The 23,659-nt window shown below is 68.9% G+C and carries 18 protein-coding genes and 2 tRNA genes; 15 read left to right on the forward strand and 5 right to left on the reverse strand.

The window, feature by feature from the left end:
• Window positions 1-15: 15 nt before the first annotated feature.
• Window positions 16-3,387: a bifunctional serine/threonine-protein kinase/formylglycine-generating enzyme family protein gene (locus VZQ01_RS37585; RefSeq protein WP_426746072.1), complete on the reverse strand. Its 3,372-nt coding sequence runs from the start codon at window positions 3,385-3,387 to the stop codon at window positions 16-18.
• 348 nt (window positions 3,388-3,735) lie between these two features.
• Between VZQ01_RS37585 and VZQ01_RS37590 the strand changes: the two genes are divergently transcribed.
• Both VZQ01_RS37590 and VZQ01_RS37595 read left to right on the forward strand, forming a co-directional pair.
• Window positions 3,736-4,953, forward strand: a complete 1,218-nt coding sequence (locus tag VZQ01_RS37590) for a glycosyltransferase family 4 protein (protein WP_426746073.1) — start codon at window positions 3,736-3,738, stop codon at window positions 4,951-4,953.
• Window positions 4,954-5,052: 99 nt separating this feature from the next.
• Window positions 5,053-5,934: an NAD(P)-dependent oxidoreductase gene (locus VZQ01_RS37595; RefSeq protein ID WP_426746074.1), complete on the forward strand. Its 882-nt coding sequence runs from the start codon at window positions 5,053-5,055 to the stop codon at window positions 5,932-5,934.
• Window positions 5,935-5,943: 9 nt separating this feature from the next.
• On the opposite strand, the gene VZQ01_RS37600 is transcribed toward VZQ01_RS37595, so the two are convergent.
• Window positions 5,944-6,387, reverse strand: coding sequence for an ATP-grasp domain-containing protein (locus VZQ01_RS37600; protein WP_267700615.1), 444 nt, complete (start codon window positions 6,385-6,387; stop codon window positions 5,944-5,946).
• A gap of 296 nt (window positions 6,388-6,683) precedes the next feature.
• On the opposite strand from VZQ01_RS37600, the gene VZQ01_RS37605 reads away from it, so the two are divergent.
• Genes VZQ01_RS37605 through VZQ01_RS37615 form a run of 3 tightly spaced genes read left to right on the forward strand, consistent with a single transcriptional unit; the run spans window position 6,684 to window position 8,900 of the window.
• A complete protein-coding gene (locus VZQ01_RS37605; protein WP_426746075.1) occupies window positions 6,684-8,165 on the forward strand; it encodes a Tox-REase-5 domain-containing protein in 1,482 nt (493 codons plus the stop codon).
• Entirely contained in the window at window positions 8,165-8,533 is a 369-nt protein-coding gene (locus VZQ01_RS37610) for a DUF2019 domain-containing protein (protein ID WP_141332890.1), read from the forward strand. Before VZQ01_RS37605 ends, VZQ01_RS37610 begins: the two co-directional genes overlap by 1 nt.
• A 10-nt stretch (window positions 8,534-8,543) precedes the next feature.
• Window positions 8,544-8,900, forward strand: coding sequence for a DUF2019 domain-containing protein (locus VZQ01_RS37615; protein WP_426746076.1), 357 nt, complete (start codon window positions 8,544-8,546; stop codon window positions 8,898-8,900).
• Window positions 8,901-9,097: 197 nt separating this feature from the next.
• Here VZQ01_RS37615 and VZQ01_RS37620 read toward each other — a convergent pair.
• Window positions 9,098-9,170 (reverse strand) — tRNA-Glu (locus VZQ01_RS37620).
• Between the two features lie 12 nt (window positions 9,171-9,182).
• A tRNA-Lys gene (locus tag VZQ01_RS37625) sits at window positions 9,183-9,255 on the reverse strand.
• Between the two features lie 193 nt (window positions 9,256-9,448).
• Between VZQ01_RS37625 and greB the strand changes: the two genes are divergently transcribed.
• The 5 genes from greB to VZQ01_RS37650 all read left to right on the forward strand — a co-directional run bounded on the left by greB (window position 9,449) and on the right by VZQ01_RS37650 (window position 13,670).
• The gene (gene greB, locus VZQ01_RS37630; RefSeq protein ID WP_141327954.1) at window positions 9,449-9,988 is read left to right on the forward strand and encodes a transcription elongation factor GreB; all 540 of its coding nucleotides are present in this window, start codon (window positions 9,449-9,451) and stop codon (window positions 9,986-9,988) included.
• 14 nt (window positions 9,989-10,002) lie between these two features.
• The gene (locus VZQ01_RS37635) at window positions 10,003-10,950 is read left to right on the forward strand and encodes a deacetylase (protein WP_426746077.1); all 948 of its coding nucleotides are present in this window, start codon (window positions 10,003-10,005) and stop codon (window positions 10,948-10,950) included.
• A 224-nt stretch (window positions 10,951-11,174) separates the two neighbouring features.
• Window positions 11,175-12,494, forward strand: coding sequence for a PhoH family protein (locus tag VZQ01_RS37640; RefSeq protein WP_046714397.1), 1,320 nt, complete (start codon window positions 11,175-11,177; stop codon window positions 12,492-12,494).
• 33 nt (window positions 12,495-12,527) lie between these two features.
• A complete protein-coding gene (locus VZQ01_RS37645; protein ID WP_141327958.1) occupies window positions 12,528-12,833 on the forward strand; it encodes an HP0495 family protein in 306 nt (101 codons plus the stop codon).
• 75 nt (window positions 12,834-12,908) lie between these two features.
• A complete protein-coding gene (locus VZQ01_RS37650) occupies window positions 12,909-13,670 on the forward strand; it encodes an SAM-dependent methyltransferase (protein WP_223747658.1) in 762 nt (253 codons plus the stop codon).
• A gap of 166 nt (window positions 13,671-13,836) precedes the next feature.
• On the opposite strand, the gene VZQ01_RS37655 is transcribed toward VZQ01_RS37650, so the two are convergent.
• On the reverse strand, window positions 13,837-14,931 hold the full coding sequence (locus VZQ01_RS37655; protein WP_248546592.1) for a diacylglycerol/lipid kinase family protein: 1,095 nt from the start codon (window positions 14,929-14,931) through the stop codon (window positions 13,837-13,839).
• Window positions 14,932-15,329: 398 nt separating this feature from the next.
• Between VZQ01_RS37655 and dnaK the strand changes: the two genes are divergently transcribed.
• The 5 genes from dnaK to VZQ01_RS37680 all read left to right on the forward strand — a co-directional run bounded on the left by dnaK (window position 15,330) and on the right by VZQ01_RS37680 (window position 23,659).
• Complete coding sequence (gene dnaK, locus VZQ01_RS37660) at window positions 15,330-17,228, forward strand: molecular chaperone DnaK (protein WP_223747660.1); 1,899 nt, start codon at window positions 15,330-15,332, stop codon at window positions 17,226-17,228.
• A 229-nt stretch (window positions 17,229-17,457) separates the two neighbouring features.
• Complete coding sequence (locus VZQ01_RS37665) at window positions 17,458-18,327, forward strand: SRPBCC family protein (RefSeq protein ID WP_223747661.1); 870 nt, start codon at window positions 17,458-17,460, stop codon at window positions 18,325-18,327.
• A gap of 27 nt (window positions 18,328-18,354) precedes the next feature.
• On the forward strand, window positions 18,355-18,759 hold the full coding sequence (locus VZQ01_RS37670; RefSeq protein WP_223747662.1) for a thiol-disulfide oxidoreductase DCC family protein: 405 nt from the start codon (window positions 18,355-18,357) through the stop codon (window positions 18,757-18,759).
• A gap of 51 nt (window positions 18,760-18,810) precedes the next feature.
• Window positions 18,811-21,342, forward strand: coding sequence for an AAA family ATPase (locus VZQ01_RS37675; RefSeq protein WP_426746078.1), 2,532 nt, complete (start codon window positions 18,811-18,813; stop codon window positions 21,340-21,342).
• 40 nt (window positions 21,343-21,382) lie between these two features.
• Window positions 21,383-23,659, forward strand: a complete 2,277-nt coding sequence (locus VZQ01_RS37680; RefSeq protein ID WP_223747664.1) for a vWA domain-containing protein — start codon at window positions 21,383-21,385, stop codon at window positions 23,657-23,659.

Here is a 23,659-nt window from a genome sequence, read left to right on the forward strand (position 1 = left end):
GCGCACGCAGCGCGCTCAAGGGTGCTCGGCGCAGCGCAGGCCGAGCGCGAAGTCGAAGCGCCTGGAGGGGAGGTGGGTACTCCAGGCGACGTCGTCGTGTCGCTCCTCGAGCGGAGAGTCCCAGCGGCCTCCGGTGGAGATTCGCAGGCCCTCGTTCTCTCCTCGCGTTGAGATGCTCCGCGTCCACTCCCCCACGTTCCCCGCCATGTCGAGCAGGCCGTAGGGGCTGCGGTCCTCGGGGAAGGAGCCCACGGGGGCGGCGGCGGAGTGCCCATCGTCTCCACTGAGATTCGCTTGAGGCTCTCGCCGTTCCACCATCCAGACAGTCCTCCTCCGGGGTGCCGGGTTCACCTCCGTGGCTCCGGGGCCGAGCGTCAGACCTCCGCGAAAGGCCTTGCGCCACTCGTCCTCGGTGGGCAACTGCTTGCCCATGTATCGGCAGAAGGCCTGCGCATCGGCGGCGTCCACTCCGGTGACGGGCATGGCGGGCTCGAGCATCCGACTGAAGATGGGCAGCTTCGGCGGATGCTCCCGCCGCTCGAAGGTCTGCGGGAGGATTTGTGACTCGAAGAGCCGGAACTGCCCGTTGGTGACCTCGGTCCGGTCGAGCGAGAAGTCCGCCACCTCGACGAGGTGCTCGGGCTCTGGCGAATCCTCCGACTCCGGCTTCCAATACGGGCCCGCTGGGATGGGAATCGAATCCACCTTCGATGCGGCGCAGGTGGGGATGGGGAAGCGCAGCTCCCGCGGCGGCCCCCGCTGTCGGTCGTCGAAGTCCGGCAGTTGCCGCAGGCGCACGATGGATGGCGCGCAGCCCGGACGCTCCACGATGAGCCAGGACATGCGCGAGGGCGCCTCGACACGCTCGCGCAGGCTCCCGTCCGGCATCCGACGGAGTCGGCTCCGCAGCAGCTCCTGCGGGGAATAGGGCCTGGCTTCTTCCGGGCTGGACGTTTCATCCGCGGGCCGCAGGGTCCAGTCCAGGTCCATGTCGGCTGCGCGAGTCCACTGCTGCTTCACGGGGTCGAAGTCATGGGGCTCCAGGACCAGCTCGAACTCCCCCATGTTCGCGGCGGCCAGGCGGATGTCGTCCTGGCGGCGGATGGCCTCGAGCTGCTTCTCCCGGAACGCCCAGGCGGCCAGGAGGGAGACCAGGGCTATCAGGGCGAGGGCCGCGACATAGCCTCCCAACATCCACCTGCGTCGGCGTGTCAGGCTGCGCGCGCGTTGGCGACCTGCCTCCAGGAACTCGCGCGAGCGCGTCGGGAGTCGGACGTCCCACTCCGCGACACGCCAGAGTGCCTGGCTCAGCGCCTCGTCCGTCCAGGTCTCGCCAACCTGCCGCCCGCGCTGCTCCCAGAGCTGGGATGCCTGCTCCAACTGCTGAACGAGGACGCGCTCCTCGTGGGTCTCCTCGAGCCAGCGCGTCAGGTCCGGCCAGGCGAGCACGAGCGACTCGTGGGCCAGCTCGATGAAGGGCTCATCCGTCTGGGGCTCCCGGGTGACGGTCACCAGCCGATTGGTGAGGAGCCGCTCAAGGACCCGCGCCCCCTCCGCGCCCAGCCCCTCCAGCAGCTCCGTCTGAGGGCGGGGGCGGCGGGTGCCCGCGGCGGTCACCAGTCGTAGGAGCAGCGCCCGCGCCTTGTGGAACTCCTCGGTCGGGAGCTGACGCAGCAAGCGCTGTGCATGCGAGGCCAGCGCGCCACCCACGCCGCCCAGCGCCTCGTGGACGGAGGCGAGCAGCAGCCGTCGCTTCGTATCCCGCTGCTCCCAGAGCGCCATGCAGGCGAACTGCAGCAGCGGAAGGCCCGCGGCGAGCTCCTGGACTTCGGCCACCAGCCGCGGAACGAGTGAGGCGTCATCGGTCGAATAGCCGACCCGGCGCAGGGGACCGCTGATGGCCTCGTGGAGCGCCGCCGGGCCCAGTCGCGCGAGCATGAAGGCCGCCCCAAGATGGGGCCGCAGCGGCTCCTGAGAACAGTAGGCGCCCAGATAGTCATCCCTGAGCACGAGGACGACGCGCCACCGGTCATCCGCGGCGGCGATGGCGGCCAGGCATGTGGTGAACTGGAGCCGCTCCTGGGGCGCGGCGAGCGTGAAGACCTCTTCGAACGCATCGAAGGCGAGGAGCACCCGCGTCTGCGTCACCTCACCGCGCCGCCGCAGCAGCCGGACCCCTTCGCCAGGGCGCCGGGCGAGGACCTCCCTGGTGGCCTCGGCGGTAGCCTCGTCCTCGAGCCCCGCGACCAGCATGGCGGCCAGCCTCCCCAAGGGGTTCGGGCCAGGGCGTGTGACGAGCACCGACCAGCGGTCCATCTGCCGCAGGCGGGGAATCACGCCGGCATGGAGGAAGGAGCTCTTTCCGATGCCAGAGGGCCCCACCAGCGGGACGAGCGGCTCGTGGCGCAGGCGTTCGATGAACGCATCCAGCTCCGGCTCCCTGCCGAAGAAGTCCTCGGCGTCCCCCTCCGTGAAGGGGTGCAGGCCCCGGAAGGGCGTGAGGTCTCCCGCGCGGCTGTGCCCCGGGCCGAGGGCTTCCGCGAGCGCCTGGGCGACCTGCTGCGCGGAGGGCCGATGCGCGGGGGCGATGGCCAGGCATGCTCGCAGGAGTTGGCCGACGGGGAGCGCCAGCTCGCGTGGTGAGTGCTCGAGAGGCCAGGGGGAGAAGACGAAGCTCGCGAGCTGTTCATCGGTCAGCGGCCTTCGTCCCTCGAGCAATTCGAAGGCGATGATGCCGAGCGACCACACGTCGATGGCGGGTGAGGGAGGCGCTCCATGCCATCGCTCGGGAGCCATGTAGGCGGGAGTTCCCGATGCGGCGCCCTGCTCGGTCCCCGCGTGGCGGGCCAGTCCGAAGTCGACGACGCGGACCCGTCCGTCCCTGGGCAGCAGCACGTTCTCGGGCTTGAGGTCCGCGTGGATGATGCCATGGCGGTGGGCTTCGGCGGTTGCCTCGGCGATGGCGCGGCAGATGCGGAGCGCTTCGTTGGGACCCGGCGGCTCGTGGGTGAGTCGATGCCTCAGGGATTCGCCGTCGATGTACTCGAGCGCGAGGTAGGGGCGGCCGTGGTGCTTGCCCACGCCGTGCACCGTGATGATGTGCGGATGGTTGAAACGCGCCGTGGTCCGGGCTTCCTCCAGGAGCCGCTCCGCGTTCTGCTGGCCCAGCAGTTCGACCTTGAGGAACTTCAGCGCGACCCGGCGTCCGAGCGAGAGGTCCTGGGCGAGGAATACCTGCCCCATGGCGCCTTCACCCAGCGGCTTCAGGATGCGAAAGCCGTCCACCACGCTGTCGACTTCAAGGATGCCCTCGCTCTCGGTCAGGAGGGCGAGCTCGGGGCCGCGCGCCATGTCGCGAGTGTCCGCCACCCGGGAGGATGGGTTCAACCGGGAGGCCCACCCGACTCCCCAGGAGAGGCGCTGGGCGGGTCTCGCCATGAAAGGGCCGTGGCGGCTGGGTTGAGTCGCTCACTGGAGGGCTGTCTTGGTTGGCGTTGAAACCATCATGGGTTTCGAATGCCCGACGAAGAGGCGGAGCGATATTCCCTGCCAGTCTGTCTGGAGCCGCGAAGGAGGTTCGGGGTGGGGCATCCCAGACCTCTGCCGATTCTCTCTTGCAAAGAGAGGCGTGCGGGGCCGTCTGGGGGCGGATTGCAGTGCTCACTTTCTTACCTCTCTCAGCCTGCCGGGCTAGGGTGCGCCATCGCCCGCAGTCGTTTGGATAGAACACAGGCCATGACCGCCGCCCCCTTTCGTCTGGGAATGCTCATCCCGGAGTTCCCCACGCAGACCCATGCCTTCTTCTGGCGGGAGATCACCGCCCTGCGCGCCATGGGCGTGGAGGTGCATGTCTTCTCGACGCGGCGTCCGGTGGAGGACTGCCCCCACGAGTGGGCTGCGCGCGCGGCCGCTGAGACCACGTATCTCTTTCCGCCCAGGCTCTCTTCGGCGCTGGTCTCTCCAAGGGACTTCCCGGGCATGGCCCAGGCGCTCACGTACGTCTCCAAGCTCTCGGTGGGTGTGAAGCAGAAGGCTCGGGCATTGGGGATGCTGGCCTGCGCGGTGGACTTCCTGCACCACGCGCGGGAGCGGAAGCTGGACCACGTGCATGGGCATTCGGCCGCGGATGCCGCGCATGTGCTCGCGCTGTGCCGGATCCTGGGAGGGCCGCGCTACAGCTTCCATCTCCATGGGGATTTGCCTGTGTATGGGACGGACCATGCCGCGAAGGCCTGGGATGCCACGTTCGTGGCCGCCGCCGCGCGCCCCATGCAGCGCGAGCTCATCGAGTCCGTGGGGCTTCCTCCCGAGCGGACGTATACCCTGTGGATGGGCGTGGACACGGACCGCTTCCGCCCTCCGGCGAAGCGTGCGCAGTCTCCTCGGGGACTGCACCTGGTTTCGATTGGGCGACTCAATCTCTGCAAGGGGCACGTGCATACGTTCGCGGGGTTGCGCAAGGCGTTGGACCGGGGCCTGCGTGCGCACCTGACCTTGGGCGGGCGAGGGCCTCACGAGGAGGAGATCCGTCAGTCCATCGCCCGTTTCGGATTGCAGGCGCATGTGGACATGGTGGGGCCGCTCGGAGAGGCCGCCGTCATCGAGCTGCTGCACGGCGCGGATGCCTTCGTGCTGTCCAGCACGGGGCTTGGAGAGGCTTCGCCCGTCGCGGTGATGGAGGCGATGTCGTGTGGTGTCCCCGCGGTCTGTTCCATCATTGGTGGTACGCCGGACATGATTTCCGATGGGACGGATGGGTTGCTGGTGGGGCAGGGGGACGAGGAAGGGTTGGCGAAGGCCTTCCTCCGGCTCGGGCAGGACACGGCGCTGCGTGAGCGGATGTCCCGCGCGGCCCGTGAGCGTGCCGTGCGCTCCTTCGATTATCGCGAGACGAGTCGGAGCCTGCTGGATGCCATCCAGCAATCGCGTGCGCCGCAGCGCCGGGCCGCGTGACGGGCGGTCGGTCCGCGTCTGAATCCTCCGGGCTTGTGGTCTACTCGCGCCGCACCGCATCCATGTGCGGCGCTTGAACGACACACCTGGGGATGACAGATGACATCGACGCGTCCGACGAAGCTGACGGTGATTGGCAGTGGCCTCATGGGAACCGCGCTGGCGCGAGCGTTCGCCACGGCTGGGCACGAGGTCGCGGTCTGGAACAGGACCCACGCCAAGGCGCAAGCGGTGGGAAGTGGAACGGCGGCGTTCGAGAAGCTGAGTGAGGCGGTCGCGGGCCGCGAGCTTGTCGTCGTCTCGCTGTCGAACTACGCGGCCTGTGCCGAGCTGTTCTCCTCGCCGGGCGTCTCAGCGGCGCTCGCGGGGAAGACGCTCGTGCAGCTCACCAGTGGGTCGCCGGCGGATGCGCGCAGTGGCCTGGAGTGGGCGAGCGCTCACGGTGTGGACTACCTGGATGCGGCGATCCTCGCGTATCCCGCGTTCGTGGCCACGGAGTACGCCACCGTCTTCTACGCCGGGTCGCGAGCTGTCTTCGAGCGACACGTGGGGACGCTCCAGGCGATCGCGAAGAACTCCGTGTATGTCGATGAGAAGATTGGGTCGGCGGCGACGCTCGACTGCGCGATTCTCGAGGCGTACTACGGCGGCACGCTGGCGGTCCTCCACGCCGCGGCCATGTGTAGGGCGGAGGGGTTGGATCCGAAGTCGTTCTTCGCCCAGAAGAGCTCGTTCCTTGGATTGATTTCTGTCACCGCCGACGCCGCGCAGGGAATGGTCGAGCGCAATGACTTCACGGGTGACCAGTGCAGTCTGAATACCCATGTCGCGGCCCTCGAACACATCGTCCGGCTGAGCAGCGATGCGCGCATCAGCATCCGCTTCCCGCGGGAGTTGCTGGAGAATTATCGGCGGGCCCTCGGTGCGGGGCTGGGTGAGCAGGAGTTGCCCGCGGTGTTCCGGACGTTGGAGAAGGACTGAACCTCCGGTTCAGTCCCCGAGTGCGCCTGCGATTGCCGCGATGAACGTAGCTGGCGATGTGCTCTTCGGGCGATCGCTGACCTGGCCGTCTCCCAACTCGACGACACGCCAGACTCCGTCCGCGCGCAGCACGAGGTCGACCGTGACGAACGGCAGGTCAAGTGCTGCCACGGTAGATGCAATGGATTGGAGATTGGTACCCGTCGGCAGGTCACCAGGTGTATCGGGATGCGCGGTGACGAGGATGCACTGTCCATGGACCCACCACGTCCTCGCCTCCGTGGTGGTGAACTGCTCGAAGGCCCGGACGACCAGTCCGCCCGCGAAGTCCTCTCCGCGCAGCTCCAGGAACCTGCGGGCCACGGCTCGGGCCGCTGGAAGGTTCGCGGCGTCGGGGACGTACGAGGCTTCTGCCCAGGAGTGCTTGAGTGACTTCACATAGTCGCGCAGCACCGCGGGTCCCGAGCCCAATCGCGAGCAGCAGGCGTCGAATGCGTCCAGGTCCGGCCCATCTTCGATGAGCGCGGTAGAAGGGTGGGCACACGGTGATGCTACCTCCGGAATAGCGATTTCCGAGGTTCTCGCGCGGAGGGTGGAAATGGACCTCCGCGCAGATGTCCGGACGTCCTGGTCGCCTTCCTCCTCGCTGCGCGGCGAGTGCGTGCGGCCACTGTTGGCTTCTTCGAGCGTGTCAGTCGTGCGTGCCAGGATTTGGGGGCTTTCCGTGGAAGGCTGCGAGAGGAAGAGGAATGCGTGCTGGCCTTTGGGTGGTGGGTGTCGCCCTGCTGTTCGTGGGCTGCGCTGGGGCTGATTCGTCGACTCGCAGGGACACGTTCCATCAGCGCGCGGGACTTCCCGGGGAGCGGTGGAGCGTTTCGGGCGAGGACCCCGAACGCGAACAGGAAGCCGAAGAGGCCGACACCTCATCGAGGCAACCGCTCTACCGCCGCCACATGTTCCGGGAGTCTGTGTCCCTCGGGGCAGGCCGTAGGCAGCAGGATGCGTTCGATGTCCTGCTTCAGAGTGCGGGACTCGAAGAGCGCGACACGCGGCCAGTCGCGGGAAGTTCTCTCTCACCGACTCACGCGGCGCGACTCCTCAAAACGCTGTTGAAGAGGGACGTGACGCTCGGCCAGTTTCCTGCGCGTGTCGCGGTGGGCTTCCTGTTGCGGGAGGTGCTGGCGACGGGGGAGGTGTCGCGGGGGGAGCTGGTGCGCCGGGTGGCGCGCTTCAACCATCTGGCGGTGCTTCGGCCTGACGGGCGCCTCGCATGGGTGCATAGCGGAAGGACACAGCAACGGGTGGGGGATGTGGAGTGGAAGGACGGGGCCTTTCGAGCGCACGGCTTCGAACTGGGTCGCTTCTACGATGGGCGGACTGGCGTCTTCCGGTTGCTGAACGACGAGCTGCGGGAGGAGAACGGCTTCCCACTGGCCGACGTCCACGATGATGCCGACGTCATCAGCCGCACCCTGGACGGGGCCGAAGAGGCGTTCGTCGGGCTCGCCCTCGCGGTGGGCAAGTTCTTCTCGACGTCACCAGCGGACAACCTCGCGGCGCTCCGGGAGATGCCCGCCGCAGTGGTGGCACTACTGGAGTCATCGCCCGAGTACCTGGAGCGCTTCCAGTACATGACGCGGGGCGAGCAGGTGCAGGCCGTCTCCAGACTGGTGACGAACCTCGTGGCCACCTGGGGGACCGTGTCCGCCGCGACGCGCACGCTGGGGGGAACAGGCTTCGCCACGTCAGAGGTCCCAGCGCTCGTGTTGGCCGCCGATGGCACCGTCGCCATGCGACTCGTGTCCGCATCGACGGGGCGTGCTGCGGCGGTGCTGAGCGGTGGGCCAGGCGCCGCCATCGTCCTTCAGCGCGCAGGGGAGGGAGGAGGCTCCAGTTCGACTCCACCCGCTGGCCCTGGCGGCATGAAGTCCTACTCGTCGTTCAAGTCCTTCAAGCGAGCGATGGGCCCCGCAGGTCCGGGGAAGGAGTGGCACCACATCGTCGAGCAGACCGACGGCAATGTGGGGAGGTTCGGACCGAAGGCGATCCACAACACGGAGAACGTCGTCGCGCTCGACAAGGAACTTCACATGAAGGTCAGCGCGTTCTATTCGTCGAACCAGCGCATCTCAGGAGGCAAGACTGTGCGTGAGTGGCTTAGGGCTCAATCGTATGAGGCTCAGCGCGAATTTGGGTTGAACATCCTTCGCGACTTCGGAGCTCTCCCTTAATGAAGACGCCCGCAAAGTCGTTGTCGCTTCAAGCCCTTGGTGCGCTCTATGCGGAGGCTGCCGCTGCACATGGTGCTGGGAGCGAGTCCGGCGACTACCGAGCGACCAACGCACAATTTCGCAGGATTGACGCGGCCTGGAGAGAGCTTCGAGCACGAGGCGCTGAGGGCACAGGCGTGCTTGCGAGTTTGATGGTCAGCGAGAATCCACACGTGAGGGGATGGGCGGCTTCGCACGTCCTAGAGGCAATGCCCGAGGCTGCGGAAGCTGTTCTTGGCGAACTCGCTAATGGCCCCCCCGGGGTCGCCCGGTTCAATGCGGAGATGGTTCTGAAAGAGTGGCGGGCCGGTTCCTTGAAGTTCGACTGAGGAAGGGGCAATGGCGCTATCGATTTCGCAGTTGGTCGAGGAGTTTGCAGAGAACGTCGCCGCCCAAACGGACTCCATTTGGCGCGGTGATGCCAAGACCGGGAACAAGCATGCGAATCGATGCATCGCCGCGTTCAAGAAGCTGCGTGCTCACGGAGATTCAGGGCGGGACGCGCTGGCCCAGTTGTTCACGCACCCACGGATAGACGTGCGCACCGCTGCTGCGACCTACCTGCTTCGGTACAGAACCGTAGAAGCCAAGGCCGTGCTCGAAGAAGCGGCGAAGGGCGAAGGGCTCATTCCCTTTGAGGCTCAGGAGGCGTTGAAGCGCTGGGCAGAAGGCGCCTGGAGCCTCGATCCGGAGTAGCGCCAGCAGCGCGCTCGCTTGGCCAGGAGAGAAGAGGTCCCCCGACTTGCTGGCCTGTGTCGGCTCGCGCTCGTCGAACTTCACCTAAGAGCGCTCGTGTCGTTACCCGGACTGGCGTAACGCCGTAGTAACGCCACTCAGCGGTCAAAAACGAACGGGGTTGGACAGTTCGCACCGTCCAACCCCGCGTTTTTACATGTCCCCGACGGGATTCGAACCCGTGTTACCGGCTTGAAAGGCCAGCGTCCTGGGCCTCTAGACGACGGGGACGTCGTCACTGCATGAGTCGCGGGGGGATCGAACCCCCGACCCTCGGCTTAAAAGGCCGGTGCTCTACCATCTGAGCTAGCGACTCGCACTATTCTTTTGTCCAAAATCCTCGGGCAACCCTCCTGGGCCCCGGAGGCAGGCGCTTCCTACCAGCACTCCTTCGCGCTTTCCACTGGCGAGCGCACGTCCGGCATCCTGACAGTGGCGCGCTCGTCACTTCGGGCACACCCGTCCCCTCGGCCCCCACCTCCGTCAGCCATCGGCGGTATACAACTCCCATGTCCCAGGACCTCTCCCCAGATGAACACGATGACCTGGAGGCCGAGGACGGCGAGGAGAAGGCTCCGTTCCGTCGCTACCTCACCCGCTCGGGCGCCGAGCGGATGCACCGGGAGCTCATCCGCCTGCTCAACGAGGAGCGCCCCAAGGTCACCGCCGAGGTCTCCGCCGCCGCCGCCCAGGGCGACCGCTCCGAGAACGCCGAATACATCTACGGCAAGAAGCGCCTGCGCGAAATCGACCGCCGCATCCGCTTCCTCCAGCGCCGCCTGGACACCGCCACCATCGTCACGCCTGCTGAACAGACCGACCGTGCACACGTCTACTTCGGCGCCACCGTCACCCTGGAGGACGAGGACGGCCAGCGCACCACGTACCAGATTGTCGGGTCCGACGAGATCGACGCCGCCGGAGGTCGCATCAGCGTGGAGTCCCCCATTGGACGCGCCCTCCTGCGCAAGGGCGTGGGCGACACCGTGGAGGTGCGCCGCCCCCGCGGTGAAATCGAGCTGTCCATCGTCGACATCCGCTACGACTGAGTGAGGACGCCCCCATGCCTCGGACGCTGCCCATCAACCCCCGCTTCCGCCGCATCTATCAGCACCTGAGCGGGGCGGACCTGGCCGCGCCCGAACTCGAGGAACTCTCCCTCGATGACCTTGGCCTGGGCGACTCGCAGAAGTCCCGCGTCGGCCTGCTCTTCGGCACCTACAGCCACCCGGGCCTCGAGCGCGTCCTGCGCGCCTACGGCCTCATCCAGCGCGCCGAGGAGCGCGTGGGTCCCGTGGAGCTGCGCGTCCAGGGCGAGGACCCCTTCCGCCCCCGCGTCATCCTCTGGAGCCGCCGCTTCTACGCCCCCGTCGCCGACCTCTCCCTGCGCATGGCCACCGGCGCCGAGGTCGGCCTGGGCGACGCGCTCGCCACCGCGCCCCTGCTCTACGTGGACGCGCTCCTGCTCCAGAATCCGGGTCGCCCCTTCGACTGGCACCGCCCGCCGCTCCCCGGCCAGAGCCACCCCGGGCTCGCGCTCTCCGCGCAGCTGCTCGAGGTGCTCATGCTCATGGCCCGCCGCATCGGCGCGGAGGCGCTGGCCCTCACGCCCTCCACCTTCGCCGCCGCCAGCGTCTATGACCGGCGCTTCCTCTTCGTGGACGGCGCCGCCCAGGGACGCTTCCTCGCCATGCGCGACGCCGGAAGAGGCCGCCCGCGCTGGCTGCTCGCGTGGGCCGTGGAGCTGGGCTGCCTGCGCGACGCGGAAGGGCAGCCCGTTCCCTTCACCCCCATGCCCATGCTCGCGCCCCTGAGCCGTCGGTTGATCCGCACCTTCGACGCAAAGGCTTGGGCCGAGGCACGCGAGCAGACCGGACGACAGCCCCTCACGCTCGACGAGGAGGCGCTCCAGCAGCGCTTCCCCTGGCAGCGCATGCCCCCGGGGCCTCCGCCCGAGCGATTGGCGGAGCTGCTCGGGTATGATCCGCTCGCCCCCGTGCTGGCCCACTGAGCCGCGCGCCCCCGGAGTGTCGGCCAGCCCACGTCACCCCCTCAGCGAACGCTTCGACGGGAGGACCGGTGCGGGGCGTGGGGTTTCGAACAGCCCGCGTTCACGCACGAACACGGCTGCTTCCGTGGGAGCCGCTGCGTATATTGGAGTGAGCGTCAGGCACAGCCACGTCGCACGGTCACCAGCGGTCGCACCCGTACCCATCAAGGTCGCGCGAACCCACGATGCGAAAGAACTTCATCCTCGACACGAACGTCCTCCTGCATGATCCGCGCAGCATCTACGGCTTCGAGGACAACAACGTCATCATCCCCATCTACGTCATCGAGGAGATCGACCAGTTCAAGCGCGACCTCTCCGAGCTGGGCCGCAACGCCCGCCTCGTGGCCCGCTACCTGGATGGTTTCCGCGCGGAGGGCTCGCTGAAGGAGGGCGTACCCCTGCCTCGCGGTGGCATGCTGCGGGTGTCCTTCACGGACCGTGAGCTGCCGCTGTCCATGGCGGACAGCAACCTGATGGACAACCGCATCCTCGCGGTGGCCATCGACCTGATGGAGCAGGAGCCGGACACCCAGGCCGTCTTCATCACCAAGGACACCAACCTGCGCATCCGCGCGGACGCCCTGGGCCTCATCGCCCAGGACTACGACACCGAGCGGGTCGAAATCACGGAGCTGTACACCGGCTTCACCGAGCGGCTGGTCCCCAAGGAGCTGGTGGACCAGATGTACAAGCCCGGCGCCGAGGTGGAGCTGCCCGACGTGGACACGCTCTTCCCCAACCAGCTCGTGCTGCTCAAGGACGAGACGAACCCGTCCCACACCGCCATGGGCCGGCTGCACGGGCTCAAGAACCGGCTGGTGCCGCTCCTGCGCCAGAGCAAGGAAGGCACCTGGGGCATCCGCCCGCGCAACATGGAGCAGGCCTTCTGCCTGGACCTGCTGCTCAACGACGACATCAAGCTGGTGACCATCGTCGGCAAGGCGGGCACGGGCAAGACGCTGCTCGCCATCGCCGCGGGCCTGCAGAAGGTGACCGAGGAGAACCTCTACCAGAAGCTCCTGGTGAGCCGTCCCATCTTCCCGCTGGGGCGCGACATCGGCTATCTGCCCGGCAGCGTCGAGGAGAAGCTCAACCCCTGGATGCAGCCCATCTTCGACAACGTCGAGTTCCTGATGAACCTGAGCCGCGCGGACAAGAAGGCCGGCCGCGGCTACCACGAGCTGTTGGACCTGGGGCTGATGGAGATAGAGCCGCTCACGTACATCCGCGGCCGCAGCATCCCCAACCAGTTCATCATCGTGGACGAGGCGCAGAACCTCACGCCCCACGAGGTGAAGACCATCATCACCCGCGTGGGCGACAACACGAAGATCATCCTCACGGGGGACCCGTTCCAGATCGACAACCCCTACGTGGATTCGACCAACAACGGCCTGGTGCACGTGGTCAATCGCTTCAAGAGCGAGAAGATCGCCGCGCACATCTCGATGGCCAAGGGTGAGCGCAGCGCCCTGGCCGAGCTCGCCGCCAACCTGCTCTAGGCACCTGGGGTGCCCAAGCGATAGAGACGTGTCATGAAGAAGGACGGACCTGGAGACGCGCCCCCGGAAGAAGGGGAGAAGAAGCCCCTCATCGAGTACCCCTCGGTCTACACCTTCAAGGTGATGGGCAAGCAGGGCCCTGGCTTCGCGGAGCACGTCAGGGAGCTGTTCCGCCGGGCCATGGGCACGGAGATCTCCCCGGACTCCATCAGCGAGCAGCCCAGCAGCAAGGGCACCTATGTCTCGCTGAGCGTGTCGGTGTACCTGCTGTCGGAGGAGCAGCGCCGGGCCATCTACGACCTGCTCCACAAGGACCCGCGCGTCATCTATCACCTGTGACGCCAGGGGCTCGGGAGGGGGCTCCCTCTCGTCCGTCTCTGGAAGTCCGGTCGGGGTTGGGTATATGAGGAGTCCATGAGCCCGGCAGAGCCCTTTCCGCTGTACCACCCCGCGGACGCCCGGCGCGCGTTCAGCTCGGACGACGTGACCCGGCGTTTCGCCAAGGTGGCCCAGCTGGAGCCGGGCTCGCAGGTGCTCGTGCTCGGGTGTGGCCCGGATGCCAGCGCCGCCCTGGTCCTGGCCCGGGAGATGGGCTGCACCGTCATGGCCGGCGACACGGACGAGTCTCATGTCGCCGCCGCCCGGGAGCGGGTCCGCAACCAGGGCCTCGGCGACCGGATCGAGGTCCGGGGAGTGGCCCTGGACTCCCTCGGGCTGCCAGACGGTGCCTTCGACGCCATCCTCATCCCGGGGCGGGTGCTCTACACGCTGAAGGGGACGATGTCCGTCCTGCGGCCGCTGCTCGCCAAGCGCGGGCGGCTGGGGATGACCTTCCCCGCCAGGGTGGGGCGCGTGGTCCCCAAGGCCGCCGCCGAGCTGTGGGAGCGCCGTCTGGGCGCGCCGCTGCTCCTGCCGCGTGAGCTGCTCATGTCGCTGGAGATGGGCGGGTTCGAGCCGGAGTCGGCCGAGACGCTGCACGACACGGAGCTCGACGACTATTACCGCGAGGTGGAGGCCAGCCTGCGTCCGACCTCGGGCCCCCAGGCCTCGTCGCTGCGCGAGGAGCTGGCGCTGCACCGCGAGAGCAACGGCAAGGCCAGCGTCAGCTACGCGTTCCTGGTGGGACGCCGCAAGGAGCCGGGCGAGAAGCCCCCGGCTTCGCGCGACCGCGGCTGATTCACGTCACCCCGCGTGTCCGGGAGCGCCTCCGTCCGTCCTGGGCGCCTCGCTGCATCCTCGTCGCATGGCTGCATCGCCCGGTGCCCGGGCGACGTGAAGGCGGCGGTGCGTTGGAGTCGCGCCCCTTGGGAGGGCGCGTGCGCTTCAGCTGCCGACGTGGCGCCTAGTTCAGCGCGCCGTTGAAGTCGACCAGCTCGATGGACTCGGGCGCGACGGACAGGTTGACCTGGTCGCGGTAGCCGGCCGCGTCGCCGCCGACCTGGAAGGGCATGGGGCGCGCGAAGCGGATGGTGGCCTCGCGGACGTGGAAGTCGTGCAGACCCTCCGGGAACCAGCGGCCGGCCCACATGCGCGGCAGGTTCGCCAGCACCTGCGTGGGCGTCACCTGGCCCAGGCGCAGCTGCATGAAGCCGCGACGGCCGCACGAGAAGGGGAACATGCGCAGGCCATAGCCGTAGAAGGGCATGGTGCCCGCCGCCGCCATCATCAGCTTCCCGCGGAAGAGCACGTCGCCGGGCGCCAGCGGCGCACCCTGGGGCTGGCCATCCGGGCCCAGGCGGTAGGCCTCGCTCGACGGGCCGTTGACGACCTCGCACTCCACCCAGGTCGAGTTCGTCAGGTAGTGCGGCACCGTCTTGCACGCCACCGCGGAGAAGTAGCCCCCGCTGCCCGTGAGCACGCTCTTGAAGAGCCCCTTGCCCAGGTTCTCCTTCACCCAGATGTAGTCGTTGAGCACCTTGCCATCCACGCCCAGGCCGGCGAACGGCGCGCGCTGCCCGTCCACCATCAGCAGGTCCATGGGGCGGAAGCCGGGCACCTCACCCGTGCGGGCGCGCAGCACGTCGTTCAGGATGCCGTCGCCCCGGGTGCCGGAGGCGTTGACGTGGTTGGCGATGCCGTTGCCCGTGCCGAGCTTGAGGATGCCGAAGCGGGGCACCGGCTGGCCGGCGAAGCGGCCTCGCGGACCCACCTGCTGGAGCACCTCGTTCACGAAGCCCATGAACGTCCCGTCACCGCCGCCCGTGAAGACCACCGGGTAGCCGCGCTCGAGCACCGTCTGCGCGATGCGGCGCCCGTCCAACTCCGAGCGCGACAGGAACAGGTCCTGCTCCGGCACCACGTGCGACAGGGACTTCACCACCCGGGCATCCACCTTCCGGGCGTTGGCGTTGAGCAGCACCGCGACCTTGGGTTCGACGGAGACTTCCGCCGAGGGGGCGCGGCGGAGGTCCGGAGAGCGCAGGGGCTGAACCAGCATGGGGACATGCTCCAGGGTAGGTGCGGGTGGGGGGACCCGACATCGACGCTGGCCGTACTGTGCACTTTCATTGCCAACGGGTGACGCGGGGCGTCAGCAGGCAGGCAGGCACGTCATTCCAGGGGGTTGCAACGTTGGTTGCTGTGCCAAAGGCCGGCCGGTTGCTACCTCGGGGTGACGGGGGTGTAGAGCGGGTTACGCACCCGTGGCGTGAAGGTGGCGATGGCGTGACGCGGCAGACGGGCTCATGCGCACTGCGCTACGCACCCAGGAGCATCACCTTGAGGCGTGAGGAGACGGCACCACTGCCTGGTTTGACACCCGGGGGTGGGTGGTTACGTTGGGCGTACATCAGGAGCTTTTGAAGAAAACGCAGTCATTTCCGGAGGATACGAACCGTGGGCAAGATTATTGGGATCGACCTGGGCACCACGAACAGCGTGGTGGCGATCATGGAGGGTCGCGAGCCCAAGGTCATCGTCAACGAGGAAGGCAGCCGCATCACGCCCTCGGTGGTCGCGTTCACGAAGGATGGCGAGCGCCTGGTCGGCCAGGTGGCGAAGCGCCAGGCCATCACGAACCCCGAGCGCACCATCTATTCCATCAAGCGCTTCATGGGTCGCCGGTTCGACGAGGTCTCCGAGGAGACCAAGCTGGTGCCCTACAAGGTCTCCCGCGGCCCCAATGGCGACGCGCGCGTGGACCTGGATGGCAAGCAGTCCAGCGCGCCGGAGATCAGCGCGCAGGTGCTGCTGAAGCTGAAGCGGGCCGCCGAGAACTACCTGGGTGAGAAGGTGACGGAGGCGGTCATCACCGTCCCGGCGTACTTCAACGACGCCCAGCGCCAGGCGACCAAGGATGCGGGTGAGATCGCCGGCCTGACGGTGCGGCGCATCGTGAACGAGCCGACCGCGGCGGCGCTGGCGTACGGCCTGGACAAGAAGAAGGACGAGAAGATCGCCGTCTACGACTTCGGCGGCGGCACGTTCGACGTGTCCATCCTGGAGGTGGGCGAGAGCGTCGTCGACGTGCTCGCGACCAACGGTGACACGCACCTGGGCGGTGACAACATCGACCAGCGGATCATGGATTGGCTGGTCGTCGAGTTCAAGAAGGACACGGGGCTGGACGTCACCAAGGACAAGATGGTGATCCAGCGCCTGAAGGAGGCGGCGGAGAAGGCGAAGATCGAGCTGTCGAGCGCGACGGAGACGGACATCAACCTGCCGTTCCTCACGGCGGACGCGTCGGGTCCCAAGCACCTGAACGTCAAGCTCACGCGCGCCAAGTTCGAGGCGATGATCGACGACCTCATCGAGCGCTCGCTGGAGCCGTGCCGCAAGTGCCTCAAGGACTCGGGCCTGGACCTGAAGGACCTCAGCGAGGTCGTGCTCGTGGGTGGCACCACGCGCATCCCGAAGGTGCAGGAGGCGGTGAAGCGGCTGTTCGGCAAGGAGCCGAACCGCTCGGTGAACCCGGACGAGGTCGTGGCGGTGGGCGCCGCGGTGCAGGCGGGCGTGCTCTCCGGCGAGGTGAAGGACATCCTCCTGCTGGACGTGACGCCGCTGTCCCTGGGCGTGGAGACGCTGGGCGGGGTGATGACCAAGCTCATCGAGCGCAACACCACCATCCCCACGCGCAAGTCGGAGACGTTCTCCACGGCCGCGGACGGCCAGTCGCAGGTGGAGATCCACGTGCTCCAGGGTGAGCGCGAGATGGCGAACGACAACCGGAGCCTGGGCCGCTTCCACCTGACGGGCCTGCCCCCGGCGCCGCGTGGCGTGCCGCAGATCGAGGTGACGTTCGACCTGGACGCCAACGGCATCCTGAACGTGAGCGCGAAGGACAAGGCCACGGGCAAGGAGCAGAAGGTCACCATCACCCAGTCCTCGGGCCTGGCGAAGGACGAGGTGGAGAAGATGGTCGCCGCGGCCCGCGAGAACGAGGCGGCCGACAAGGACAAGCGGGAGCTGGTGGAGCTGAAGAACCAGGCGGAGGCCCAGGCCTACGGGGCCGAGAAGCTCATCAAGGAGAACAAGGAGAAGCTCTCCGCGGATGTGGCGAAGGGCCTCGAGGACGGGGTGGCGGAGCTCAACAAGGTCCGCGAGGGCCAGGACAAGGACGCCATCAAGTCCGCGCTCGAGAAGCTCCAGGCCGCCAGCTACAAGGCCGCCGAGGAGATGTACAAGGCGACGGGCGGGGCGCCGGGTGGCGAGCCGCCTCCGGGGGCTGCTCCTGGCGCGCAGCCGGGCGCGAAGAAGGACGACGTGGTGGACGCCGAGTTCCGCCAGTCATGATGCCGGGGCCGTGAGGCCCGTGCGTTGAGTCAGAAGGGCCGGTGCCTCCGCCACGCGGGGGGCCGGCCCTTCCGCTTTGCGGGCGCGTGCGGCCGGCCCTCCGGAAGTCGGGATGGGCGTATGTGGAGCGAGACGCGGCGCTGACGCAAACGGCCGAGGACACTGGGGCGAGCGTGGGTGAGGGGGATGCAACGTGGGGCGGCTCCACGCAGTCTCGTGAGGTGCCCGCATGTCCCGAGTCCTGTCCCAGCAGTCGTCCGTCCTCGCGCTGAACATCGAGCCCGAGCCCGGAGCGCTCCCTGTCGACTCGTCGGCCACGAGGAAGACGCAGTCCGCGTCCGCGAGGCAGGAGGCCAGCACGCTGGAGGTCTTCCGGGGGCCTGCCTCGAGCGGTGGCGGTGTCTCGCCTGGGGTGGGGCCCCGATGCGGTCCCATGACGGGGACACCGAACGACTTCGACTTCGCGGTGGGGGGCGCTTTTCCTCCACGCCCCACGGGCAACGTGCGGGAGCAGATGAAGCAGGGAGCCCTGACGGTCGCCCAGTCCGAGGCGGCCGCGGCGAGCCTGCTGCTGGGGAAGGGGACGGTGGTGGACGCCTACGCGCGAGGGCACCTGCGGCTGCTGGACCCGAGTCCTCCCCTCGAGGGGGCTCCCACCTCCCTGACGGACTACACCAGCGTCCTGCCCGGCGTGGCGCCGGAGGTGGCGTGGGACTACCTCGTGCGCAATCCCGGTCCGGTGTTCGAGGCCGCGGGCATCCGGCTCCAACCTGCCACGGGCGCGCTGGCGGACGGGGCGAAGGTGTTCCTGGAGGAGAAGGGGCCTCCGCCCGTCTGGGCGCCCGTGACGTTCCGGCTCGAGCCGGAGAAGCACACCGTGCACATCACCACGCTGGACGGACATCCCCTGCGGGGGACGAACCGCTTCGTCTTCGAGGACGACGGGGCGGGTGGAGCGCGACTGCGCCAGTACTCGGCCTTCCAGGGCAGCTCGCCCGCCACGTCGGTGGGCATGAAGCTGATGGACCCCATCGAGCGGCAGCATGACATCTGGCGCTCCGTGCATGCGCATCTGCATGACACGCTGGCCTCTCGCTGACATAGAACCAGGGTGGAGGTGACACGGATGGTGCTGAGGACGACACCCCCGGGACATGATGTGATCCTCTACGACGGGCACTGCCGCATCTGCAGCGGCGCGGCCCGCGAGTTCCAGCGGCTGCTGGGCGGACGGGGCACGGAGCTGCGCTCGTTCCGGGACGAGGGCGTGCTGGAGGCCTTTCCGGGCATCAGCGCGGAGCGGTGTGAGCTGGCCATGCAGCTGGTCCGCGCGGACGGGCGGGTGATGGAGGGCGCCGAGGCCATCGTCCGGGCGCTGGGTCGGCATCCCCTGGGGAAGCTGTTGTACGTCTATTACGTCCCCGGACTGCGGCAGCTGGTGGATGTCGTGTACCGGGCCGTGGCGCGCTATCGGTTCCGGATTGCCGGGCGGACCTGCACGGATGGCGGTTGCGAGGTCCACTTCAAATAGACGGAGGGCGGCGGGTAGCATGGGGCCAACCCCGCTGCCTCCGGATAGTCCGTGCAATCACAGCCGACGACGTACCTCCAGGCCGCCCGGGCCTTTCGCCACTTCTTCAATGAGTTGCGGGATGTCTACCTGGAGCGGGAGACGCTCTTCACGCAGCTGGAGCTGGCGCTCCTGAGCCGGGAGCACGTGCTGGTGGTGGGGCCGCCGGGGACGGCCAAGAGCGCCATCGCCAGCGCGGTGCTGGGGCGCATCATCGACGAGAAGACGGGACTGCCGTCGCTGTTCTCCAAGCAACTGGCGGAGTCCACCGTGCAGACGGACCTGCTGGGGCCGGTGGACTTCAAGGTCCTGACGGAGACGGGGCGCACGGAGTACCTCACCGACGAGGGCATGCTGGGCTCGCAGCACGCGTTCCTGGACGAGGTCTTCGACGGTCGGGACATGCTGCTGCGCTCCATCCTCAACGTGCTGTTCGAGCGCGAGCTCAAGCACGGGCGGCGGGTGACGGCGGGCCGCACCGAGTGCGTGGTGATGACGAGCAACCGGTACCTCTCCGAGGTGCTGGCGCGCTCGCCGGAGCTGCTCCTGGCCTTCGCGGACCGGCTGAGCTTCATCAGCTTCGTGCCCAAGTCCTTCGCCCGGAAGGAGAGCCGGGCGGCCATGCTCCATCGCTTCGAGCACGGCGCGCGAGCGGACCTGCGCGCGCCGCTCTCGCTGCAGCAGGTGGACCTGCTCCAGGACGCGGTCGCGCGCGTGCGGGTGCCCAGCGTGGTGATGGAGGGCGTGGAGCTCCTGACGGACGCGCTGGAGCGCGCGCTGACGTCGCACGTGTCCAAGCTGCCCGACTACGTGCCGACGAAGTACTTCTCCCAGCGCTCGGCGGTGAAGGCGCTGTGGGCGCTGAAGGCGGCGGTGGTCCGGGATCAGATCTACCGGCGGCCCGAGCGCCCGCTGGAGGCCTCCGTGGAGGACCTGGACGCGCTGCGCTGGTTCTTCCTGCTCGGAGGGCCGCCCTCGGCGGAGACGGACGCGCTGCTCAAGTCCGTGGTCGACCCGAGGGAGCGCGCGCAGCTCGAAATCGTCCGGCTGGAGCAGCGCACGTTCGACGAGGTCATCGCCCAGGTCCGCCAGGAGCTGGGGGGCGGGCTGGAGCGCGAGGCCCAGGCGCTGGCCGCGGCGGACGAGGCCACCACGGTGGAGGCGCTGTCGCGCAACTGGCAGCCGGCCATCGCGTCCACCTCCGCGCGCAGCCTCATGTCCAAGCTGATGCCCGGTCCGCGCCACCTGCAGAACCGGGTGCCGCTGCTGGCCGCCGCGCGCGCGCTGGTGGCGGCGATGGACCAGCGGCTGGCGCGAGGCATGGCGGGGCAGGGCGAGGGGCGCGGCGGCCTGTCCCTGCTGACCTCGTTCCAGGACGTGCTGGAGCTCTGCCGCGTCCTCCCCGAGCTGAAGCCCGGGCTGACGCCGCTGAGCGAGGCCACCGCGCGCTTCCTCGAGGGCGCCCTGGAGATGATTGCCCTGACCGCGGAGAGCGCGGACTTCGAGGAGGGCCTCAAGCTGGAGGGGCTCGTCGGGCTGGCGGACAACCTGGAGGAGGAGCTGTCGCGGATGGCCGACCTGATGGGCCTGCTGGCCGAGGGCGCCCCGGCGACGGTGGAGCGGCTGCGCAAGGTGGAGGTCGACGCGCGCAAGCGGGTGGTGGGCGCGCTGCGACGCCGGGCCACGGTGGCCTTCCAGGGGGCCTCGCCGCGAGGCCGCAAGGAGCCGCTGGAGGCGCTGGCCGCGGACTCGCGTCGGCTGTCCCAGCTGGAGCAGTCCCTCATCGCGCTGGACCCCAGCCAGCGCAGCTTCAAGGAGGAGCTGCTGCTGCCGCTGGGCCTCTCGTATGCGCGCGAGGTCCTGGCCTCCACGCCGTTCGAGCGCGTCGAGCAGTACGGCCGCGCCGTGCAGTCGGTGGTCGAGAACCTCCGACGTGAGGGCCTCCCGGTGGACGTGGTGATGCGCGAGTGTCAGGGCATCCTCGACGGACGTCTGCGGGAGCACGCCAAGGCGCTCACTCGCGAGGTGGCGAGCCCCCCTCCCGCGGCGGCCTCGGTCATCAACGGCGATGCGTACGTCTTCTATCGCGGTGAGTTCTCCGCCAGGGCGCCGGACGGAGAGCTGGCCGCGCTGCTGGGGCTGGACGGACAGCTCGCGTTCACCCGTGGCGGTGGGGCGTCGGCGTTCTTCTCGGAGGAGGCTCGCGCGGCGGTGGCCCAGGCGGAGCTCGCCTTCCTCCAGTCGCGGGTGAAGTTCCTGCGCAGCTGGTTGACCCAGCTGCTCACCTCGCTGCCGGCGCCGGAGGCCTTGAAGGAGCGCAGCGAGGTGGAGCGCACCGTGGACCGGCTGGTCCGCAGCCGCTTCCCGTTGCTGGCGTTGAAGGAAGGCGAGCTGGTGCGGCTCAAGGGCGTGTTGTCACTGCTCTCGGGGCTGCCGGGAGAGGTGGGGGAGAACGCGCGTCGTCTGGGGACGTTGCTCCATGGCATCGAAGAGGACTTCGGGCGCTACAGCCGGCAGGTGCTGGAGCGCCGGACCGCGGCATGAGCGCACCCGGGCCGCATAGCGCCGAGAGGCGGGGCTGAGCATGCTCTCGCGGCGGCTCACCGAGTTGCGAGCGCGGCTGGACGCGCTTCGTCAGCCTCCACCTGCAGCGGGCGGGCCACGGTGGTGGCCCTTCGGCCGGAAGGTCGCGGGGACCGGGGACCTGTCGCTGCCAGTGCTCGAGGCGTTGGACCGCGAGCTGGACCGCGTGGGAGTCCACACGTCGGCGGATGCCCTGCTGCTCCATGCCCTGGGGGCTCGTCGCGGGCGCGCGGGCTCGCTGTCCCAGGGCCTGCAGGCCCGCGCGGGACAGGCGCTCGGGGAGTTCGAGGAGCGTCTGGTCCGCGTGGAGCGGGCATGGCGGGCGGGAGTGCTGCCCCCGGGGACACTCTCCATCCTCGAGCGGGCCTTCGTCCGGCTCGCTCGCGCGGTGAAGGTAGCCGACCTCTTCCTGCGGCCCTACACGGAGGACCCCCCGGACGAGGACTTCGTCGTCTACGAACGACCAGCGTCCGCGAGCCGACCCCAGCGGCCTCCGAGCAGCGCGCGGATGGCGGTGGCCGAGTACTTCGCGACACGGGCCCGGGAGAATGTCGCCGACGTCGTGCAGAAGCGCAGGGACCTGGACCTGGCGCACGAGATGTTGCTGCGACTGGGGGCGGACCATGACCGGGAGCGGGCGCTGCCGCTGCGTCGCGACGTGGCCGAGGCGCGGGAGCGCACGCGCGCGGTGCCCGCGGTCCGCTCGCTCGAGGAACTGCTGCGTCACGTGCGGCACACCGCGCGCCACGAGCCCCAGGTGGCCTATCGCTCGCTGCGTGGCCTCTATGAGCGGGCCCTGGAAGCAGGGGACCTGGAGCTGGCCGCCGCGGCCCGCTCGAGCCTGGAGCCCTTGCTCCCCACGCGGACGCACCTGACGGTCATGGTGGAGAACGCGGAGCGCGACGCCCTGGCCGACTGGTTCGGCGAAGCGCCCCAGCCGGCGCGGCCCGAGGTCGACGCACCCCGCCCGGACGAGCTGCTGGCCGACCTGGCCTTCTCGTTGCGCCCCGAACAGCTCGCGACCTTCGAGCTGGCCGCGGGCTGTGCCCGGTACTTCGACGTGGAGGACGCGCTCTCCGAGGAGATCGTCCTGGCGGAGACGAAGACCGCCCGGCGTGTGGCGCGCCGCGTGCCCTATCCCACGCAGACGATGACCTTCGAGACGACAGGCGCCCTGCACGAGGTGAACAACTTCGTGCTGACGGACCCGCGCATGCTCCTGAGGGACCTCGCCGCCAACCGGCAGCTGGTGCGGGCGTACGTCGAGGACGCGCCGCCACCGCAGTCGAAGAAGGTGAAGCGCACCGCCGTGCGCGTCTATGTCTGCGACGCGTCCGGCTCCATGCATGGCGCCCGCGCCCGCTTCCGCGACGCCCTCATCATCGCCGAGCTCAACAACCTGCGCGTCAAGGCCCGCAGGGGCGAGTCGTTCGACCCGCTCTACTTCAGCTTCTTCAACGACGTGCCCACGGAGCTGGCCCGGGTGGACACGGCCGTCGAGGCCACCCGGCAGATAGAGCGCCTCTTCCGCGACTCGCCCGCGGAGGGGCAGACGGACATCTCGCTCGCGCTGATGTCCGCCTTCGACTCCATCCGCGCCGCGCAGGGCAGGGACCCGTACCTGGCGCGCGCCACCGTGGTGCTCGTCACCGACGGTGAGGACCGCGTGGACCTGGACCTCATCCGGCGCACGCGCGCGCCCATGGGCTCGCTGGACATCGCCCTGAGCTTCATCTCCCTCGGTGAGGAGAACCCGGACCTGCGCTCGCTGGTGCGCGAGCAGCGGGCCTCCGGGCTGCGCGCCTTCTACCACCACCTCTCCGACGAGGAGATCCTCTGGGCCCGCACCGAGTTCGACACACCCTGGCGCACGCTGCTGCCGCGTGACGTGCCCGCCACGCCGGACGCGCTGGAGCTGCTCGCGCCGCACCTGGAGGCGCTCGAGGCCGTGGCGAGCGGACGCGGCTCGAACACGCCTGTCGCGGTGGAGGCCTCGTTCGAGGCGCTCTTCCCTGAATCGCCCCCCAGACCCGAGGGCGGGCAGGTTCCTGGCGCGGACGTGGTGGGCCGGGTGGTGGACATCCTCGGCGCGCTGGTGGAGGCCACGTCCCTGGCTCCCGCGGACAAGCGCGCCACCGAGAGCGTCGTGCTCCTCCAGCACCTGCTCACGGTGTATGGGCTGACCCCCGCGCGCTACCTCGCGGCGCTGTCCGTCGGCGGACCCTCGGTGGAGGACGCGCTGTCACGAGTGCGGCTGTTGTGCCGCCCCTTCGGTTAG

It is taken from the genome of Myxococcus faecalis, from assembly GCF_050039385.1.
Taxonomy (GTDB): Bacteria; Myxococcota; Myxococcia; order Myxococcales; family Myxococcaceae; genus Myxococcus; species Myxococcus fulvus.

Excerpts from the sequence above, each read along its gene's own strand:
- VZQ01_RS37590 (WP_426746073.1), top strand. The coding sequence starts at position 3,736 with ATGACCGCCGCCCCCTTTCGTCTGGGAATGCTCATCCCGGAGTTCCCC.
- VZQ01_RS37645 (WP_141327958.1), top strand. The coding sequence starts at position 12,528 with ATGAAGAAGGACGGACCTGGAGACGCGCCCCCGGAAGAAGGGGAGAAG.
- VZQ01_RS37655 (WP_248546592.1), bottom strand. The coding sequence starts at position 14,931 with ATGCTGGTTCAGCCCCTGCGCTCTCCGGACCTCCGCCGCGCCCCCTCG.
- VZQ01_RS37640 (WP_046714397.1), top strand. The coding sequence starts at position 11,175 with ATGCGAAAGAACTTCATCCTCGACACGAACGTCCTCCTGCATGATCCG.
- VZQ01_RS37595 (WP_426746074.1), top strand. The coding sequence starts at position 5,053 with ATGACATCGACGCGTCCGACGAAGCTGACGGTGATTGGCAGTGGCCTC.
- VZQ01_RS37680 (WP_223747664.1), top strand. The coding sequence starts at position 21,383 with ATGCTCTCGCGGCGGCTCACCGAGTTGCGAGCGCGGCTGGACGCGCTT.
- VZQ01_RS37605 (WP_426746075.1), top strand. The coding sequence starts at position 6,684 with ATGCGTGCTGGCCTTTGGGTGGTGGGTGTCGCCCTGCTGTTCGTGGGC.
- VZQ01_RS37615 (WP_426746076.1), top strand. The coding sequence starts at position 8,544 with ATGGCGCTATCGATTTCGCAGTTGGTCGAGGAGTTTGCAGAGAACGTC.
- VZQ01_RS37635 (WP_426746077.1), top strand. The coding sequence starts at position 10,003 with ATGCCTCGGACGCTGCCCATCAACCCCCGCTTCCGCCGCATCTATCAG.
- VZQ01_RS37610 (WP_141332890.1), top strand. The coding sequence starts at position 8,165 with ATGAAGACGCCCGCAAAGTCGTTGTCGCTTCAAGCCCTTGGTGCGCTC.
- VZQ01_RS37665 (WP_223747661.1), top strand. The coding sequence starts at position 17,458 with ATGTCCCGAGTCCTGTCCCAGCAGTCGTCCGTCCTCGCGCTGAACATC.
- VZQ01_RS37670 (WP_223747662.1), top strand. The coding sequence starts at position 18,355 with ATGGTGCTGAGGACGACACCCCCGGGACATGATGTGATCCTCTACGAC.
- VZQ01_RS37650 (WP_223747658.1), top strand. The coding sequence starts at position 12,909 with ATGAGCCCGGCAGAGCCCTTTCCGCTGTACCACCCCGCGGACGCCCGG.
- greB (WP_141327954.1), top strand. The coding sequence starts at position 9,449 with ATGTCCCAGGACCTCTCCCCAGATGAACACGATGACCTGGAGGCCGAG.